Here is a 17,812-nt window from a genome sequence, read left to right as displayed (position 1 = left end):
TCTATTTAACCGATCAATATGGGGTATATAAACAGGAATTTTTCGGACAAAATCCACAGGGAAAACACTCTGCAAAAATTTATGGCGGACTAAAATCCAGTGAGGTTAATCAAATTGAAAAGGAACTAATCCAATCGAAGGGGAAAACGTTAATAGCGGAATTTAATACGTTTGCTAGTCCCACATCTGAATCAACAAAAGCTGAAATCTCAAATTTACTGAATGTAGAATGGTCCGGTTGGATCGGGCGTTTTTTTCCTGATCTTAACAGTACGGAAGTACCAGAATGGGTCAAAAAGAATTATGAGAAACAAAACAAAAAGTGGTCTTTTACTGGCAATGGATTTATTTTTGTCAGTAAAACCAATTATGTCGTTGTCATTGAGGAGAAAGATATCAAAGATGAGGGGCTATTATTTCAATTAACAAATCAAGGCAAAAAACATTTTACAAAAGCACTCCATGGTAAGTATACCTATTGGTTCGATATTGTTACGGCCAAGGATGAGGATGAAATTCTGGCCGCCTATCAGTTGCCGGTCTCTACCCAAGCAAAAGCCAAATTAAAAGGGTACGGGATTCCAACTTATTCTCCGGCGGTCATCTATCATCAGAATGCCAAATATTCCTCCTATTATTTTTCAGGAGACTATGCAGATGAATCGGAGGTTCCCGGGATTTATCAAACAAAAGGATTCGATACATGGAAAAAGAATATCGGAGCTAATGGTTCTTTTTATTGGGAAACCTATGTGCCAATGATGAAAGATATCTTAAAAAATGGTTTACAGCATGTAGCCCATCAAGAAAAAGTGGAGATTGTTGATAAAAACGGGATAAAGTCAAACAGCAAAACGGGTGATACATATATACAGATTCAAAAGGGGGGGGAATGGGAGAATCTATTAATTAAGGGTGTAAACATGGGGATTGGAAAACCTGGTTACTTTCCTGGTGAAACAGCGATTACAAAAGATGAATATTTTCGTTGGTTTAAAGAAATAGGTGCGATGAATGCCAATGCGATTAGAATTTATACGCTTCATCCGCCGCAATTTTATCAAGCCTTTTACGAATATAACAAAATCGCCAAAAAGCCTCTTTTCTTATTTCATGGCACATGGGTTAATGAAGAGAATCTCATTCATACACAAGATGCATTTGCTAAAGTTAATGAAGATGATGCAAAACTGGAAATAAAGAATATGATTGATATTATCCACGGAAAAGCAATCATACCAGAGCGTCCTGGACATGCGTCAGGAACATATAAATTCGATATTTCAAAGTATGTTCTAGGTTTTATTATCGGTACTGAATGGGATCCTGCTATGGTCACTAACACAAATAAAAAACACTCGAAAGTTAGCCAACTTAAAGGAAATTACTTTATCACTGAAGGGGCAAATCCCTTTGAGAATTGGCTGGCAGGTTTAATGGATTATGCTGCTGGTTATGAAGCGAAACAATTTCAATGGCAGCATTCGATGAGTTTTACGAATTGGGTTACAACTGATATGCTGAAGCATCCACTTGAACCACTTGAAAATGAAGATATGGTTTCAGTTAACCCCAACCATATTAAAGCTTCTAAGCAGTTCTCATCAGGTCTATTTGCATCGTATCATATTTATCCTTATTATCCTGATTTTCTAAACTTTGATAAGTCATACCTTAATTATGTTGATTATGCTGGAAAGAAAAACAATTATGCTGGTTATTTGAATGAATTACGCGCAGCTCATCAAATGCCAGTCCTTGTTGCTGAATTCGGAGTACCGGCTTCAAGGGGATTAACACATAAAAATGTTTATGGGATGAACCAAGGGTTTCATTCAGAAAAAGAACAAGGGACTATTAATAAGCATCTTTACGAATCAATTGTTTCAGAAGGATATATGGGGGGGCTGGTTTTTGCCTGGCAGGATGAATGGTTTAAACGAACCTGGAATACCATGGATTTTGATAATCCAGACCGAAGGCCATATTGGAATAACATACAAACCAACGAACAGCACTTCGGTTTACTAGGGTTTGACCCGGGTAAAAAGGAATCTGCAATCATTGTGGATGGGAACGCACAGGATTGGGATTTAGCGGGGGTAAAAAATAGTTACCATCTCTCAGATAAGAAGGCAAGTGTTAAAGAAGTTAGGATTTCTTCTGATAATGGCTATGTCTATTTCGTTTTAAAATATAATCGACCTGTGGATTTTCGAAACCAAGGAACATTCTTACTTCTGGATACTATTAATCAACAAGGCCAAACAAAAATCCCATTAGAAGAAAAGCTGTCGATGAATACAGACTTTGGGGTCGATTTTTTAGTCCAAATTACAGGACCAGAACAATCGAGAATATTGGTTGATAGTTATTACGATACATTCTATTATCAATATGCTCAGCTCTTAAAAATGATTAAGGAAAAGCCGTATGCAAAAGAAAAGAATAATGGCGTCTTTCATCCAATTAGACTTGCGCTAAATAAGAAATTAACCATTCCGAAAACCCAAGAGATTGTTCCATTTGAGAGTTACGAGACAGGAAAACTGAAGTTTGGGAATGCGAATCCCAGCAGTAAAAACTTTGACTCATTAACAGATATTAGTATAAGTGATGACAAGAAAGTAATTGAAGGAAGAATTCCATGGCAACTTTTAAATGTGAAAGACCCTAGTTTAAAGGAAGTAATGGGGAATGTATGGGAAAGTGGTTTGTTAGGCAGTGTAGAAACTAGCGGAATGCGGCTAGGTATCGTAACTACAGGAAATGGGAGAGTCATTCAGACAATTCCTACAGCAAATAAAAATCAGCTTCGTCAAGCCGATACAATTTTCTATAAATGGAAGAAGTGGGAGGAACCTGCTTTTTATGAACGGTTGAAAAAGTCTTATGGAATTATGAAAGAGACCTATAGGATGACAGAACTAAAAGAAGGTTCAAATTAAGGGAAGAACGCTGGCCTCTCCGCCAGCGTTTTCTTTAATGTGAAAAATTTTGTTAATAGTATGGAAAATGTTCTTCATTTTTACCCCGAACGGTTAAGGTTGTCATCAAGCCTACGCAAATGATTGTGATAAGAGAATAAAAGAACTTTTCTAAACCGACCACCTGGATACCGCTTGTAATAACTAGACCATCTATTAGGAAGATGATGATTCCAATATTTATCGAGGTGAATTTCGTTAACAATTGGGCCAATAAATCTGTCCCTCCTGTACTGGTCTCATACCGAAGCATAAGACCTATTCCAATACCGACAAGTAATCCACCGATGATGGTGCTTGGCAAAATCCCGATATTAATTTTTCCATTGATAAAGGACAGGAAATCGATACAAAAGGAAGAGATAATTAGGCCATGCAGACTATAGTAGAAATAACGCCTTTCAAAGAACCATGCTAAAACATATAAAGGAAGACTTAAAACAATAATACTTAGTCCAGTCGGCCATCCGTAAAAATAATGGATGATTAGTCCTAAGCCGATGACTCCGCCATCAAGAAGGTGGTAGGGGACTAGAAATCCATTCACTCCGAGACTTAATAATAAACTTCCAAGCAGCATCGCTGAGATTTTTTCCTTCATAACCATCACTCCACAACATGTCCTCTATCATAAAAATATGAAGATCCCATTCATTTAGAAGTGATTTCTACAAAAAATAGGTAGAAATAAAAGATATCAAAAAACAACCAGAAAATTTTCTGGTTGTTTCTTTTAAAAAAAGATATTAAGGATGACGTAAATGAGCCCTGCTAGTATGGCCGTTATTGGCAGAGTAATTACCCATGTGACCAACATGCGTTGAGCAGTATCCCATTTTACACCTTTAAGGCGATGGGAAGCACCTACCCCCAGGATTCCTGATGAAATAACATGGGTTGTACTAACCGGTAAATGAATGTAAGTGGCCCCGAAAATGATTGCTGCACCTGTAATATCTGCTGCAACACCATTGATTGGACGGATCTTCATTATTTTTCCACCAACCGTTTTTATGATTTTCCAGCCGCCTATGGAAGTACCAAGTCCCATAGCGATCGCACAAGAGACTTGTACCCAAAAAGGAACTTCATCTGTATGAAGATAACCATTCGCTAACAATGCCATCGTGATTATACCCATGGATTTTTGGGCATCGTTCGTTCCGTGTGAATAGGATTGCAAGGCTGCCGTAGCAATTTGGATAAAACGAAAGTTCCGATTCGTCTTAGTTAAGTTCAAGTTTTTGAAACTTACCTTAAAAATACTGTAAATAATATATCCCACAGTGAAAGCTAAAATAGGAGAAAGGACTAAAGCTTCAAGAATCTTTAAAAATCCTTCGTATTTAATGACGCTAAAGCCCTTTGCTGCAATAGCCGCACCGGCAATCGAACCGATAATTGCATGGGAAGAACTACTTGGTATACCATAATACCATGTAAGTAAGTTCCAAATAATTGCAGAAAGCAAGGCTGCAAAAATAACGATCGATCCAGTATGACCACCAGTAAGAGAAAATGGATCAACGATATCTTTTGAGATGGTTTTGGCTACTCCAGTAAATGTCAATGCACCAACAAAATTCATAACCGCAGCAAGAAGAATCGCTTGGCGTGGTTTAAGCGCTTTAGTCGATACAGAGGTGGCAATTGCATTTGCAGTATCATGGAAACCATTAATAAAATCAAATGCAAGAGCACCAACTACAATTAAAATCGTTAAGATTAATACAACACTCATCTTTTTGCTCCCTTAAGCATTTTTCATAATAATGGTTTCAAGAGTATTGGCAACGGACTGACAATAGTCTGCTATATCTTCAAGATTCTCATAAATCTCTTTATATTGAATGATACGAATTGGATCCTTTTCAACTGTAAATAAATTTTTAATGGACTGACGTAAGATGTTATCACAGTTTGATTCAAAATCTTTAATTTTAATTGCATGTTCTCTAATTTGTTGTAACTTCTTGTTTGATAACAAGGCAACCGCCTTATCAATTTCATGTACACTACCCTGAATCGCATCAACAAATTTGGTCATGAATTCATCAGCATGTGTAATAGAGTACATTTCAAATAACGCTGCACACCCTTCAAGTCCATCGAGGACATCATCCATACTCATTGCAAGATGTAGAAGGTCTTCCCGCTCAATTGGCGTGATGAAGGTATCATTTAATTCTTTAATTATTTCATGAACAAAGCTGTCACCTTTCGTTTCATAATCCTTCATCTTCTCAGAAAAGATTTTTAAATCGCTGATATTCTTTAATTTGTATTCAGTAAAGAAATTGGCACTTTCCTTTAAGTTTACTGAAATATTACTAAGCAATACTGAGAATTTGTCATTTTTTTTAAATGCCATGTAAGTTTTACCCCCATTTTTATTAAACAAGATTGTACATCAACTCAATAATTTTATTTAAGAATGTCGAAAAAAGATATAAAATCTTTGACAACTTTACAAAAACTTAACATTAGAATCTTTCGAATAGTTTAATAAAGACTAGATACTTTTATACTTTTGCCTAATTTATTGGATTTATGTATTTAAATCTTATAGATAGATTTTTCCTCTTTAGAGTATAAAAATGAAAATAGGGTACTTTATAGATACAGGTAGCATGAAAAAAGTTACTTTTCCACTACTGCCTGAGACAAATAATTGAAAACTAAAAAGGAGTGTTCTGAATGAGTTTCATTTGGGCATTAATTATTGGTGGGATTATTGGATGGTTAGCAGGCCTTATCGTTGGAAGAGATATACCAGGCGGAATTATAGGCAATATCATTGCAGGGTTTGTAGGAGCGTGGCTTGGAACAGCGATTTTAGGTAATTGGGGACCGCATGTAGCTGATTTTGCAATCATCCCTGCAATTATTGGATCAGCAGTCTTGGTCCTTCTGCTAAGCTTCATTATGCGAGCCTTTAGAAAAACCGATAGATAACTCTTTACTATTTAAAAAGCCTCCAAAACTGGAGGCTTTTTATGGTTTCTCATTTGTCTTTATAAGGAATAGATATCAATATCTTTAAAAATTACTGGTTTGTCTAAAAATGGGGCATGGCATACTATATACTCCTCTGTAAATGGATGAGTGAATTCAAGCTTTGCTGCATGGAGTGCTTGCCTTTTCACAATGGGCTTTCCACCATATAACGTATCCCCGATCAATGCATGTCCCAAATAACTTAAATGAACCCTAATTTGATGTGTTCTTCCTGTATCAAGCCAACATTTTAAATAGGATTGTTGTTTTTCTTTGTCTTCTTTCACGACTATGTAATGGGTAGTTGCATCCTGTCCCGTCAGTGAAACCCTTCTTTTAGTGGGGTGATGGCGGTCGCGGCCAATCGGTTTATTAATTATTCCTTTTCTTGGTTTAACCACCCCATGTACCAAAGCAAGGTAAGTTCTTTTCATTTTCCGTTTAAGAAGCATATTGTCCATTATTGCCCCTGCAAGTGCATGCTTTGCAAAGAGAATAGCACCTGATGTATCGCGGTCTAATCGGTGAACTTGGCGGATATTTCTATCTTCCCCCTTAGATTGTAAATAAAATTGGACTGCGTTAACAAGTGTATCTTGATCACGATTTGGATCATTTGGATGGGTATTCATAAAGGGCGGTTTGTTAATAATTAGTAGATGGTCGTCCTCAAATAGAATGTCTATTTCTATATAGTTAGGGATAATTTCTATTATTTCTTCTTCAAATAGTTTCATCTGAAGTTTTGAACCTTCGACGAGCGGTATATTCCAGTTAGCGCGATCCCCATTTATTAAAACTTTTTGCTCCATTCTAAAAGTGTGGGTTAATTTTTTCGGTGCTTCCCAGACATCACGGAAAATACCCGTAACTGTTTTACCCTCCCATTCTAAAGGGACTGTTAATTGAAACCATTCTCCCAATCGCATTATATTCAGCATCTAATTCTCCTTCAGGTTATAATTACCACAGTTACTACTGACTTAGATATGTTATTCTTATCATATATAATACGATAGAAATAAGCGATGGCAAAGGTGGGCTGCAAGTGAAAATTGTGTTTGCCTCGACACCAAGTCAAGAAGAAGAAATTAACGGACTGGTGAGGTACATCTATTCCAATATTTTTCCTGTCTATTTTACAGATGAGGAGATTTGTGAATTTGAGAATTTAAAAGTTCTCCATGCTTCTGAAGATTTTAATACATTAAAAGATGCCTTTCAGGTTATGACAAGTATCCAAACATTAATTTCTATTTTAGAAGCCGCTGAACTTGATATCCAGTATTCATTACTATTTGATAAGAATGTTGAGACATTAAATGAATTTGGATTATTTTTTCCATTCAACTATGAACATTTTGAACAGGCAAAAGGTTTAAGACCATCGATGCTAAGTATTTATGCTAAAGCCGATAATGAATTGCTTGTATAAAGAAGAAAAAGTCTGCAATTGCAGGCTTTTATTTTTTTCTACTATTCGTAGTTACTTTTGAGGTAATATAGTATTGGAAATCAATTAATCGATAATCCGTTGCTCGAAAATTGTCGATTCTTTTCAGGAGGTTTTTAAAGGAGTAACACAGTTAAAATTAGAAACAATATACTGTAGACAGAATTTGGAGGGATTCCCGATGGACTGGAAAAAAACAGCGAATAGCTGGTTGGAATTTGAAGGTTTGGACGCAGAATTGCAAGATCAATTGAAAAAGTTATTGAACGATGAGAGACAATTAGAAGAAGCCTTTTATAAAAATTTAGAATTTGGTACAGGAGGTATGCGCGGAGAAATTGGCGTTGGTACCAACCGAATGAATCTTTACACTGTTCGCAAAGCTTCAGCTGGATTAGCCGCATACATAGAAAACCATGGATTGGATGCGAAACAACGCGGCGTTGTCATTGCTTATGATTCCCGTCATAAGTCTCCAGAGTTTGCCTTAGAGGCTGCGAAAACTTTAGCAACACAAGGTATTCAAACATATGTCTTTGATGAACTAAGACCTACTCCTGAATTATCTTTTGCGTTAAGACAATTAAATGCTTTTTCTGGAATAGTGATTACCGCTAGTCATAATCCTCCAGAATATAACGGCTATAAAGTATATGGTTCTGATGGAGGCCAGTTGCCGCCAGATGCAGCAGACCAGGTTATTGCTAAGGTAGATGAGATTGAAAACGAATTATTAATTGAAGTGGATAGTGAAGAAGAATTAAGAGCTTCGGGTTTAATTAAAACGATCGGTGCAGAAATTGACCAGGCATATACGGAGAAGTTAAAAACGATATCGGAAAATCCCAATCTAGCTGAGGAAACAGACTTAAAAATTGTTTTTACTCCACTGCATGGAACAGCGAATAAGCCAGTTAGGAAAGCACTAGCTGCATTAGGCTATAACAATGTAACAGTCGTCAAAGAACAAGAACTTCCCGATCCGGAATTTTCTACAGTAAAAAGTCCCAACCCAGAAGAGCATGCGGCCTTTGAACTTGCCATTCGTGACGGAAAAAAAATTGGGGCAGACCTGCTTATTGCAACAGACCCTGATGCAGACCGTTTAGGAATTGCTGTACTAAATCCTGAAGGGGAATATGTTGTTCTCACCGGTAATCAAACAGGTGCCTTATTACTTGATTATATTCTCACTCAAAAGAAAGAAAAAGGAACACTGCCAGAAAATGGAGTTATTTTAAAAACCATCGTTACATCTGAAATTGGCAGGAAAATTGCGGAATCCTATCAATTAGAAACTGTAGACGTTTTAACTGGGTTTAAATTTATTGCCGAAAAAATCAATCAATATGAGGCATCAGGCAATCATAAATTTTTATTTGGCTATGAGGAATCCTACGGATACTTAATTGGTGATTTCGCACGCGATAAAGATGCTGTTCAGGCTGCACTTCTAGCAACGGAAGTTTGTGCTTTTTATAAGAAACAGGGTATGTCCTTATATGATGGATTAATGCAAGTATTCGAAAAGTATGGATATTACCAAGAAGGCCTTCGTTCGTTAACCTTAAAAGGTAAGGAAGGGGCAGAGACGATTCAACAGTTATTGGCATCGTTCCGAGCGGAGCCAATCACCAGCCTTGGGTCGTTGACTGCAGCTACTGCAGAAGATTTTTTAACAAGCACCCGTGTAACAGATCAGGGTGAAGAAACTATTGATTTACCAAAATCGAACGTTTTAAAATATACTTTCGAGGATGGTTCATGGGTTTGTTTACGCCCATCTGGTACGGAGCCAAAGGTTAAATTCTATTTTGGTGTGAATAGCAAAAGTTTAGAAGAAAGCAAAACAAAACTAAATGCCATTGAAAATGCTTTTATGGCGTTGGTTGACCATAAAATGAAACTTGTTCAAGAAATATAATTCATTTTTTATACCATCACGAACCTCATCATGAAAGGAAGATAACCATGCTTAAAGACGAAATTGCTATAGTTACTGGTAGTTCAAGAGGGATTGGCAAAGAAATCGCTAAAAAACTAGCCGAACAAGGAATGAAATTAACGATTGTTGGGAGTTCCTCACAAATAGCAGAAACTGCTGAAGAACTTAAGATAATGGGCTATCCCAATGTACTCCCAGTTCAAGCGGATGTCACGAAAGAAGAGGATATGATTGCCGTTGTTGATAAGACCATTGAAACTTACGGTTCTGTTGATCTCCTGGTTAACAATGCAGGGGTAGGCTTCTTTAAATTAACCGAAGAGGTTTCCTTGGAAGAATGGAAGAAAGTATTTGAAGTTAATGTACAAGGTGTATTCTTAGCCACAAAGGCCGTGCTGCCTCATATGAAAAAAAGGAAAGCAGGAACAATTATTAACATTTCTTCTGACGTAGCCCGTTACACTATTCCAAATGGTGCAGCATATACAGCAACAAAATATGCTGTCCAAGGATTTTCGGGGTCAGTGGCTCAAGAAGTTCGTGAATACGGAATTCGTGTAGGTACCGTTAATCCAGGTATGGTGGATACGTATTTTGCGGAATCTACGCAAGGCTTGCCAGAGAAAAAGGATTGGCTTAAGGTGGAAGATATTGCGAATGCAGTAGTATATATGGCGTCAGCTCCAAAATATATGATGATAGACGAAATTATTTTACATCCATTTGCACAACAATATCCAATCGCGTAAATTGAAAATATCTTTGACTTTAAAACACGGCCCCCATAGGGAGCCGTGTTTTTTGGTGGTGGAATTCTTTGGTCCGGTTTATTTCAGGTTTCTCAATCAGATGGTATTCACTTGTTATTTTAGGAAAGACTATACATCGGTATCTCATTAGGGTCAGGTTCTACGGTTTCGTTCGCATGGTCAATGTAACGAAGGAGGTTATATAGTTTTGTTTCGATTACAGAGTATTCACGTTCAAAATTGTAGGCATGCAGGAATTGTTCAATTCTTTTCGATAAAAATTGGTCCTTGGTTCGTACCATTAAAATTAACAGATTGTCCCATTCAGAACGATGCGTGTAATATAACGCTCGATCATAATCCATTTTATTCATTTATTTTATCTCCTCCTTATTAGGAGTTGAGATTATTGTATGATATTTTCACGATAAGTTTCGCAGAAAATACTGGACACCCATTGCTGACGCGATTTTCAACATTTACCTGTATATATTATTTTAGATTGAACAAAGGTGGAGGTCATGTGGCTAAAATTATTATTTCTTTTATCATCTGTTTAATATTTCAACAGGAATTTACAGCAACTGCAAAAATCGTTAATGCCAATAAACCTTATAGCTACGAAATATTAGAAAATGATCTTTCAGCCATAAATAAAAAATATAAAGAAAAAGTAAAAGTAAAATCAATTGGTACCTCTCATTTTGGCCGTGATATTTGGGCCATCAAGCTTGGAAAAGGAAAAAAGAATATTGTTCTAATTGGATCGCATCATGGAAGGGAATGGATGACGAGCCTTATGTTAATGAAAATGCTCGAGTCTTATGCGGCTACATATAATGAAAGAAATTTCTTCGGGTTTAAATCCAATCAAATACTCAATGATGTTTCCATTTGGTTTGTTCCGATGTTGAATCCGGATGGTGTGACCATTCAACAGAAAGATCTTAGTCGTTTTCCGTCAGCACATCAAAGACTGTTGTATATGATGAATGATGGGTCAAATCATTTTGAGCGCTGGAAGGCTAATGGGATGGGAATTGACCTAAATCGGCAATATCCGGCGGGATGGAAAAGTCTCAATGAAACGCCTTCTTCCCCTTGGTATCAATTTTACAAAGGAGAAAAACCATTAGAAGCGAAAGAAGTTATATACTTAACGAACTTTATTAAGGAAATAAACCCTACAATTGCAGTAGCTTATCATACTGCAGGGAGAGAAATTTATTGGAACTATAAAAACGGGAAAAATATAAAACGTGATCAACATATTGCTAAAAAAATCTCGAAATTAACCGGATATAAATTAGCACTGCCAGAAAGAAACGCTACAGGTGGCGGCTTTACTGATTGGTTTATCACTATGTATCACAGGCCGGCGCTTACCATTGAAATTAGTTACTTAGTGGGCGAAACCAATCCACCTCTGTCTATTTTTAAAAACGAATGGAAAAGAAATAGTAAAGTAGGTTTGAAACTAGCTGCTGAAGCTAAAAAATTCCATGAATAAAGGCATTTATCCTATTGTTTTTTCTATCTTGTTTCATCATTCTTCTTTTTACTTCATACATTGTGGTAAGAGGAAAAGGGGGAATGGCTAATGAATGTGGAAGGTCGTAATTCACTGGAATATGCAATCAGTGAAATTACTGAAATCGCAACTGGGTTTGGTTTGGATTTTTACCCAATGCGTTATGAAATCTGTCCTGCTGAAATTATTTATACATTTGGGGCCTATGGAATGCCAACCCGATTTTCACATTGGAGCTTTGGAAAGCAATTTCACAAAATGAAACTTCATTATGATTTAGGACTCAGTAAAATTTATGAATTAGTTATCAATTCAAATCCATGCTATGCTTTTTTGCTTGACTCTAACACCCTTATTCAAAATAAGTTAATAGTGGCACATGTTTTAGCACACTGTGATTTTTTTAAGAATAATGTTCGTTTTCAAAATACTAAGCGCGATATGGTTGAAAGTATGGCGGCTACGGCTGAAAGAATCCATCAATATGAAATCCTATACGGTAAAAAGGAGGTTGAAACTTTCCTTGACGCGGTATTAGCTATCGATGAACATATTGACCCATCACTGATGAGACCAAAGTTATCATGGTCTATTGGAGACGACGAGGAAGAGGAGGGACTTGAAGTTCAAGCTGCAACTCCATACGATGACTTGTGGGGCTTGGATGAAAAGGATAAAAAAGAAACGAGTCAACCACGTAAAAGGAAGTTTCCTCCAAGGCCGGAGAAAGATTTATTATTATTTATTGAAACCTACAGCAGAGAGTTAACCGAATGGCAACGAGATATCTTGACCATGATGCGGGAAGAAATGCTTTACTTCTGGCCGCAGCTGGAAACAAAAATTATGAATGAAGGCTGGGCCTCCTTTTGGCACCAACGAATTCTAAGAGAAATGGATTTAACAAGTGGCGAGGCTATTGAATTTGCTAAATTAAATGCAGGAGTGGTGCAGCCTTCCAAAACGGGAATTAATCCATATTACTTAGGAATTAAAATTTTCGAGGATATTGAAGAGCGATACAATAATCCAACTGAAGAGATGAAGCGAAGAGGAGTAGTTCCAGGATCTGGACGTGAAAAGATATTTGAGGTCAGAGAAGTCGAATCTGATATTTCCTTCCTGCGGAATTATTTAAATAAGGATTTAGTCATGCGTGAGGATATGTATCTTTTCCAGAAACAAGGGAGAGACTATAAAATTGTTGATAAACAGTGGGAGCAGGTTCGTGACCAGCTTGTAAATATGCGTGTCAATGGGGGCTTCCCTTACATTACGGTTAACGATGGAGATTATTTGAAAAATGGGGAACTTTATTTAAAACACTGGTATGAAGGTGTGGAACTGGATGTTAAATATCTAGAAAAAGTGCTACCGTATATCCAGCAGCTTTGGGGCAGACCCGTTCATATCGAATCGATGATTGAAGAAAGAAGAATGTTATTCTCTTATGACGGTAAAGGCGTGCATCGCAAATATTTGTAATTCCGTTAGGCTATCTTGTACTATCAAGATAGCCTATTTTATTTGGACAGAATAAGGGGTGGAAAAACATTTCAGGAGTGGTTTATATATAGTCGTAAACAATATGCTTAAAAGGGGATAAGAAAATGAAACAAACACTGAGCACGAAAGTTCTGTCTGTTTTAGAGGATAAAATTCAATTAATAAAAACAGAAAAAGGGGCTATCTATTTAGTTGGCCCCATCCGACTTCCTGTTAATTTATACGGCGAAACCGTTGTTTTTAAATGGTATTGTTGGTTGAATTGTGATGAAGTAACCGAGGATTTTGAAAGAATTATTGAGAAATTATCATCAGCAAATTTAGCTGAGTATCAACAATCGAGTGTCTTAGTATACGGGGACTTTGAGTATGGTGAGGATGCAATCATTAGGATGCACTCGATTTGTCATACAGGCGATATCTTTGGCAGCAAGCGCTGTGATTGTGGCTTCCAATTAAAAAAGTCAATGAAGATGATCTCCGACCATGGCACAGGAGCATTATTTTATCTTGCTAACCATGAAGGAAGAGGAATCGGTTTATTTAGTAAAGCAATGGCTTATGTTCTCCAAGAAAATGGCTATGATACAGTTGAAGCCAATGAAGGTCTTGGTTTTGTCGATGATTCACGAAATTATGGAGATGCAATTCTAGTCCTTAAAGCATTACGCTCCAAGCCTGTAACACTCATGACTAACAATCCCAAAAAATTAGCAGCCTTAAAAAATGCTGGTTTAGAGGTTTCAGGTCGTCAGCCTTTGTGGGGCGATGTATCCGAGTATAACGAAAAATACCTGCAGACAAAAATAAACCGTTCCGGTCATTTAAAAGATAAGGAGACTTGTCCAAATGACTAATCATGAGTTCTATATGGATCTTGCATTAAAAAATGCCAAAGCCATGAAAGGCCAAACAGACCCAAATCCTTTGGTTGGAGCCGTAATTGTAAATCATAGCCGCGTGGTCGGAATCGGTGCACATCTAAAAGCAGGAGAGCCCCATGCTGAGATACACGCACTTAGAATGGCTGGTGAAGCGGCAAGGGGCGGGACCATCTATGTTACATTAGAACCATGTTCCCACTATGGCAGGACAGGCCCTTGTGCTGTCGCCATCGTTGAGGCGGGGATTAAAAAAGTGGTTATTGCAACGCTTGACCCAAATCCTGTTGTAGCGGGTAATGGAGTCAAAATACTTAAAGATGCTGGAATTGAAGTGTTAATTGGTGTCCTTGAAAAGGAATCCCAACAAATGAATGAAGTATTCAATAAATTTATTGTCGAGAAACTGCCATTTGTCACTTTAAAATCAGGTGTGACGTTAGACGGAAAAATTGCGACCTACGCATCAAATAGTAAGTGGATTACTTCTGCTGAATCAAGGACCGATGTCCACCATCTTCGAAATGAAAATATGGCAATTCTAGTAGGAGTAAATACGGTTATTGAAGATAATCCTGAATTAACGGCGAGAATTCCAAATGGCCGAAATCCCATTCGAGTTATTCTTGATTCTACTTTAAAAATTCCATTAGAGTCTAAAGTGGTTACTGATCACCTTGCAGAAACGTGGATTTTTACCAGTAAAAACTATGACAAAGATAAAGAACAAACATTAAAGTCGTTAGGTTTGAAAGTCTTTGCCACGACTAGGGCGGAAAAAGTTGATCCTAAAGAAGTTATGCAAATATTAGGAGAGAAGCTAGTCGCTTCGGTATTAATTGAAGGAGGGGGGACCATTAATGCCACCTTCCTAGAAAATCAATGTATTGATAAAGTTATTCTCTATTTTGCACCAAAATTAATTGGTGGCAAGAATGCACCAACATTCCTTGAAGGGACAGGAATGGAGAAAATGGCGGATGCAGTCGATTTAGTAGATACATCAATCGTTAAAATTGGAAGGGACTTTAAATTTATTGGATACCCAAGTTACTTAAAAGAGGGAAGCTTATAATGAAATTTGGTTTCGATATTGATGACACGTTAATAAACTTACGAGAGCATGCCTTTACAATATATAATCGGAAGTTGAACCAGAATGTTCCTATTGAAGTTTTTCATAATTTACAAAGAGTTGAAATCCATGAACCCTTTGGATTATCAGATAAGCAAGGGAAAGAAATGTGGAAAAGTTCTTTAGAAGAAATTTACTATACATCATGTCCAGCTTATCCTAGTGCTGTTGAGACTTTACAACAGTTAGAGAAAGAGGGACACGAAATATATTATATTACTGCCAGACCAAAGGAACATGGTGAGCGAACCAAGGTTTGGTTAAAAGAAAACGGTTTTCCCGTTCATGATGAGAGATTTTTTTATGGAATGCAGGATCATGAAAAGGTAGAAATCATTAAAACATTACATCTCGATTATTACTTTGATGATAAACCAGAAATATTAAATACATTATTAAATGAGTCAATTAAAGTAATTCTTCGGGATCAATCCTATAATCGAAATACAAATTTCCCACGAATCGTAAATTGGAGTGAGCTTGAAGAAATCATTAATGAGAAAGCGAAATAAGGGAATAAACATAAGAAGAATGGCAGCTGAAAAAAGCTGCCTTTCTTTCTTACTAGGAATACATTTTATTCTTTAGCCAATCTACTTGTTCAATCATTTTTCCGTTGAGTATATACCCTCTTGGAACTCTTTTTCCAATTAAACAGACTACTTCATAATTGATGGTACCCATTAACTCCGCGATCTGATCAACAGATTGAAAAGAAGAGCTGTTATGTCCAAAAATTGTGACTATATCACCTGATTTGCAACTGTTTAGATCTGTTACATCTATCATCGTTTGGTCCATACAAACTCTCCCAGTTATCGCTGCTTTTTTACCATGCACCAATACTTTTCCCTGATTCGATAAATGGCGCGAAAGCCCATCAGCATAACCAACTGGAATGGTAGCAATGCTGCTTTCTTTTTCTGGCTTCCAAGTTGACCCGTAACTAACTGCTTGTGAAGCATCAACTTTTTTGACTGCTGCAATCCGCGTTTTGAAGGTCATTGCCTGCTTTAGCTGAATGAAATGCTTTTGTAACGAAGCATCTGGATATAACCCATAGAGGGCGACCCCAATTCGAACCATATCCAGATGCATTTCCGGAAATCTCATGGTTGCTGCACTGTTGCAGCAATGCTTGATAGGGATATTAATACCACAGTTTTCTAAATATTCGATGATGGATTGGAATTTATTAAACTGTGAATAGGTAAGAGTGCTATTTATGTTATCTGCGTTTGCAAAGTGAGTAAAGATTCCTTCAAGATAAACATATTGTGCGCTCCTTGCTTTTTCAGCAAGAATTAATGCATCATCGCTAGAAGTAACCCCAATCCTGGACATTCCTGTGTCAACTTTTAAGTGAATGGAAGCCGTTTTACCTAAGATATTCGATTGCATAATGACCTCATCCAATACTTCGTGGTCAAAAATGGTTAAAGTAATATTTTCGACCACGGCAGCCCTAACGGAACGTGTTGGGGTATACCCAAGGACGAGAATGGGTTGAGTTATACCAGATAGTCTAAGTTTGATCGCTTCATCAACGATGGCAACAGCTAAATAATTTGCACCAGCTTCCGTTGCAATCTTTGCTATTTCACTGGCCCCGTGTCCGTACCCATCTGCTTTAACTACTGCCATGATTTTAACCTGAGGGGAGACAAACTGTCTAAATTGAAGAAAATTATCTTTAACATCATCTAGTGATATTTCTACCCATGTATCGCGGAAACTCAATTGATGCAAGAAAACCAGCCCCCTTTAATCAAAATCCCCTCAAAAGTTTCTTGAGGGGATTAAACAGCTATTAGATAACAGAAAGTTCTTTTTCTAACGCCTTTTCTACTGTTACATAATTATATCCAAGATCTTTTGCTACTGCTTCATAGGTGATTTCTCCGTTGGCAACGTTCACGCCAAGATTTAAAGCAGCATTTTCAGAAATGGCTTTGAAAACCCCTTTATTAGCGATTTGCAATGCATATGGAACTGTAACATTTGTTAGGGCGATAGTTGACGTTCTTGGAACCGCACCAGGCATATTAGCAACAGAATAGTGAACAACCCCATGTTTGATAAAAGTTGGGTTATCATGTGTTGTTACATGATCGATTGTTTCTACAATTCCACCTTGGTCAATGGCTACATCGACAATTACAGAACCTGGTTTCATTGATTTAACCATTTCTTCGGTGATCAATTTAGGAGCTTTTGCACCTGGGATTAATACTGCACCGATAAGAAGGTCCGCTTCTGCCACCGCTTCTGCGATATTGAAAGGATTTGACATTAAAGTTTTGATTTGGTTGCCAAAGATATCATCTAACTGACGAAGACGGTCAGCACTTAGGTCAATAATTGTCACGTCAGCTCCTAAACCGATGGCCATTTTAGCTGCATTGGTTCCAACAATCCCTCCGCCGACAATCGTAACTTTTCCGCGGTTAACTCCTGGAACGCCTGCAAGAAGAATGCCAAGTCCGCCATTATTTTTTTGTAAGAACTGTGCGCCAATTTGAGCAGCCATACGTCCGGCCACTTCACTCATTGGTGTAAGCAGCGGCAGAGTTCTGTTCACAGCTACTGTTTCATAAGCAACAGCGATGACCCCTTTATCTTTAAGTG

The 17,812-nt window shown here is 37.4% G+C and carries 17 protein-coding genes; 10 read left to right on the top strand and 7 right to left on the bottom strand.

The features are described 5' to 3' along the window. Window positions 1-2,948: hypothetical protein (locus V7121_RS22850; RefSeq protein ID WP_335547998.1), on the top strand; the 2,948-nt coding region annotated here is incomplete at its 5' end. 52 nt (window positions 2,949-3,000) lie between these two features. Here the strand turns inward: V7121_RS22850 and V7121_RS22845 are convergent. The 3 genes from V7121_RS22845 to V7121_RS22835 form a co-directional block, all read right to left on the bottom strand. After that, a complete protein-coding gene (locus V7121_RS22845) occupies window positions 3,001-3,588 on the bottom strand; it encodes a YitT family protein (RefSeq protein ID WP_335547997.1) in 588 nt (195 codons plus the stop codon). Between the two features lie 132 nt (window positions 3,589-3,720). Next, entirely contained in the window at window positions 3,721-4,728 is a 1,008-nt protein-coding gene (locus tag V7121_RS22840) for an inorganic phosphate transporter (protein ID WP_335547995.1), read from the bottom strand. Between the two features lie 12 nt (window positions 4,729-4,740). Beyond that, complete coding sequence (locus tag V7121_RS22835) at window positions 4,741-5,358, bottom strand: DUF47 domain-containing protein (protein ID WP_335547993.1); 618 nt, start codon at window positions 5,356-5,358, stop codon at window positions 4,741-4,743. Between the two features lie 326 nt (window positions 5,359-5,684). Here V7121_RS22835 and V7121_RS22830 point away from each other — a divergent pair, with 326 nt between their 5' ends. Then, on the top strand, window positions 5,685-5,942 hold the full coding sequence (locus V7121_RS22830; RefSeq protein WP_335493613.1) for a GlsB/YeaQ/YmgE family stress response membrane protein: 258 nt from the start codon (window positions 5,685-5,687) through the stop codon (window positions 5,940-5,942). 59 nt (window positions 5,943-6,001) lie between these two features. On the opposite strand, the gene V7121_RS22825 is transcribed toward V7121_RS22830, so the two are convergent. Continuing rightward, entirely contained in the window at window positions 6,002-6,925 is a 924-nt protein-coding gene (locus V7121_RS22825) for an RluA family pseudouridine synthase (RefSeq protein WP_335547991.1), read from the bottom strand. Window positions 6,926-7,032: 107 nt separating this feature from the next. Here V7121_RS22825 and V7121_RS22820 point away from each other — a divergent pair, with 107 nt between their 5' ends. From V7121_RS22820 to V7121_RS22810, 3 genes are all read left to right on the top strand, one after another. Then, window positions 7,033-7,419, top strand: coding sequence for a YhcU family protein (locus V7121_RS22820; RefSeq protein ID WP_335493611.1), 387 nt, complete (start codon window positions 7,033-7,035; stop codon window positions 7,417-7,419). A gap of 199 nt (window positions 7,420-7,618) precedes the next feature. Beyond that, window positions 7,619-9,361: a phospho-sugar mutase gene (locus V7121_RS22815; protein WP_335547989.1), complete on the top strand. Its 1,743-nt coding sequence runs from the start codon at window positions 7,619-7,621 to the stop codon at window positions 9,359-9,361. A 47-nt stretch (window positions 9,362-9,408) separates the two neighbouring features. Beyond that, window positions 9,409-10,131 carry an SDR family oxidoreductase gene (locus V7121_RS22810; protein ID WP_335493607.1) on the top strand — a complete coding sequence of 241 codons (723 nt, stop codon included), beginning with the start codon at window positions 9,409-9,411 and terminating at the stop codon, window positions 10,129-10,131. A gap of 119 nt (window positions 10,132-10,250) precedes the next feature. Here V7121_RS22810 and V7121_RS22805 read toward each other — a convergent pair whose 3' ends face one another. Then, window positions 10,251-10,505 carry a YhdB family protein gene (locus tag V7121_RS22805; protein WP_335547987.1) on the bottom strand — a complete coding sequence of 85 codons (255 nt, stop codon included), beginning with the start codon at window positions 10,503-10,505 and terminating at the stop codon, window positions 10,251-10,253. 149 nt (window positions 10,506-10,654) lie between these two features. Between V7121_RS22805 and V7121_RS22800 the strand changes: the two genes are divergently transcribed. The 5 genes from V7121_RS22800 to V7121_RS22780 all read left to right on the top strand — a co-directional run bounded on the left by V7121_RS22800 (window position 10,655) and on the right by V7121_RS22780 (window position 15,696). After that, entirely contained in the window at window positions 10,655-11,641 is a 987-nt protein-coding gene (locus V7121_RS22800; RefSeq protein ID WP_335547985.1) for a M14 family zinc carboxypeptidase, read from the top strand. 90 nt (window positions 11,642-11,731) lie between these two features. Further along, a complete protein-coding gene (locus tag V7121_RS22795) occupies window positions 11,732-13,147 on the top strand; it encodes a SpoVR family protein (protein WP_335493604.1) in 1,416 nt (471 codons plus the stop codon). A 125-nt stretch (window positions 13,148-13,272) separates the two neighbouring features. Beyond that, window positions 13,273-14,025, top strand: a complete 753-nt coding sequence (locus tag V7121_RS22790; protein WP_335493603.1) for a GTP cyclohydrolase II — start codon at window positions 13,273-13,275, stop codon at window positions 14,023-14,025. After that, window positions 14,018-15,124 (top strand): bifunctional diaminohydroxyphosphoribosylaminopyrimidine deaminase/5-amino-6-(5-phosphoribosylamino)uracil reductase RibD, encoded by a 1,107-nt coding sequence (gene ribD / locus V7121_RS22785; RefSeq protein WP_335547983.1) that lies wholly within the window; start codon window positions 14,018-14,020, stop codon window positions 15,122-15,124. The genes V7121_RS22790 and ribD overlap by 8 nt, the downstream gene beginning before the upstream one ends. After that, window positions 15,124-15,696 carry a 5' nucleotidase, NT5C type gene (locus V7121_RS22780; protein WP_335493600.1) on the top strand — a complete coding sequence of 191 codons (573 nt, stop codon included), beginning with the start codon at window positions 15,124-15,126 and terminating at the stop codon, window positions 15,694-15,696. The genes ribD and V7121_RS22780 overlap by 1 nt, the downstream gene beginning before the upstream one ends. A gap of 52 nt (window positions 15,697-15,748) precedes the next feature. Here V7121_RS22780 and alr read toward each other — a convergent pair whose 3' ends face one another. Continuing rightward, a complete protein-coding gene (alr, locus tag V7121_RS22775; RefSeq protein ID WP_335547981.1) occupies window positions 15,749-16,933 on the bottom strand; it encodes an alanine racemase in 1,185 nt (394 codons plus the stop codon). A 61-nt stretch (window positions 16,934-16,994) separates the two neighbouring features. Next, a partial coding sequence (gene ald, locus V7121_RS22770; protein WP_335547980.1) for an alanine dehydrogenase occupies window positions 16,995-17,812 on the bottom strand: 818 nt, incomplete at its 5' end.

Origin of the sequence: Neobacillus drentensis, assembly GCF_036962125.1 — a bacterium.
GTDB classification, from domain to species: domain Bacteria; phylum Bacillota; class Bacilli; order Bacillales; family Cytobacillaceae; genus Neobacillus; species Neobacillus drentensis_B.
This window is presented reverse-complemented; position numbering and strand designations above follow the sequence as displayed.

Excerpts from the sequence above, each read along its gene's own strand:
- V7121_RS22825 (WP_335547991.1), bottom strand. The coding sequence starts at position 6,925 with ATGCTGAATATAATGCGATTGGGAGAATGGTTTCAATTAACAGTCCCT.
- V7121_RS22805 (WP_335547987.1), bottom strand. The coding sequence starts at position 10,505 with ATGAATAAAATGGATTATGATCGAGCGTTATATTACACGCATCGTTCT.
- V7121_RS22815 (WP_335547989.1), top strand. The coding sequence starts at position 7,619 with ATGGACTGGAAAAAAACAGCGAATAGCTGGTTGGAATTTGAAGGTTTG.
- V7121_RS22790 (WP_335493603.1), top strand. The coding sequence starts at position 13,273 with ATGAAACAAACACTGAGCACGAAAGTTCTGTCTGTTTTAGAGGATAAA.
- V7121_RS22810 (WP_335493607.1), top strand. The coding sequence starts at position 9,409 with ATGCTTAAAGACGAAATTGCTATAGTTACTGGTAGTTCAAGAGGGATT.
- V7121_RS22835 (WP_335547993.1), bottom strand. The coding sequence starts at position 5,358 with ATGGCATTTAAAAAAAATGACAAATTCTCAGTATTGCTTAGTAATATT.
- V7121_RS22830 (WP_335493613.1), top strand. The coding sequence starts at position 5,685 with ATGAGTTTCATTTGGGCATTAATTATTGGTGGGATTATTGGATGGTTA.
- V7121_RS22845 (WP_335547997.1), bottom strand. The coding sequence starts at position 3,588 with ATGAAGGAAAAAATCTCAGCGATGCTGCTTGGAAGTTTATTATTAAGT.
- ribD (WP_335547983.1), top strand. The coding sequence starts at position 14,018 with ATGACTAATCATGAGTTCTATATGGATCTTGCATTAAAAAATGCCAAA.
- V7121_RS22780 (WP_335493600.1), top strand. The coding sequence starts at position 15,124 with ATGAAATTTGGTTTCGATATTGATGACACGTTAATAAACTTACGAGAG.
- V7121_RS22840 (WP_335547995.1), bottom strand. The coding sequence starts at position 4,728 with ATGAGTGTTGTATTAATCTTAACGATTTTAATTGTAGTTGGTGCTCTT.
- V7121_RS22795 (WP_335493604.1), top strand. The coding sequence starts at position 11,732 with ATGAATGTGGAAGGTCGTAATTCACTGGAATATGCAATCAGTGAAATT.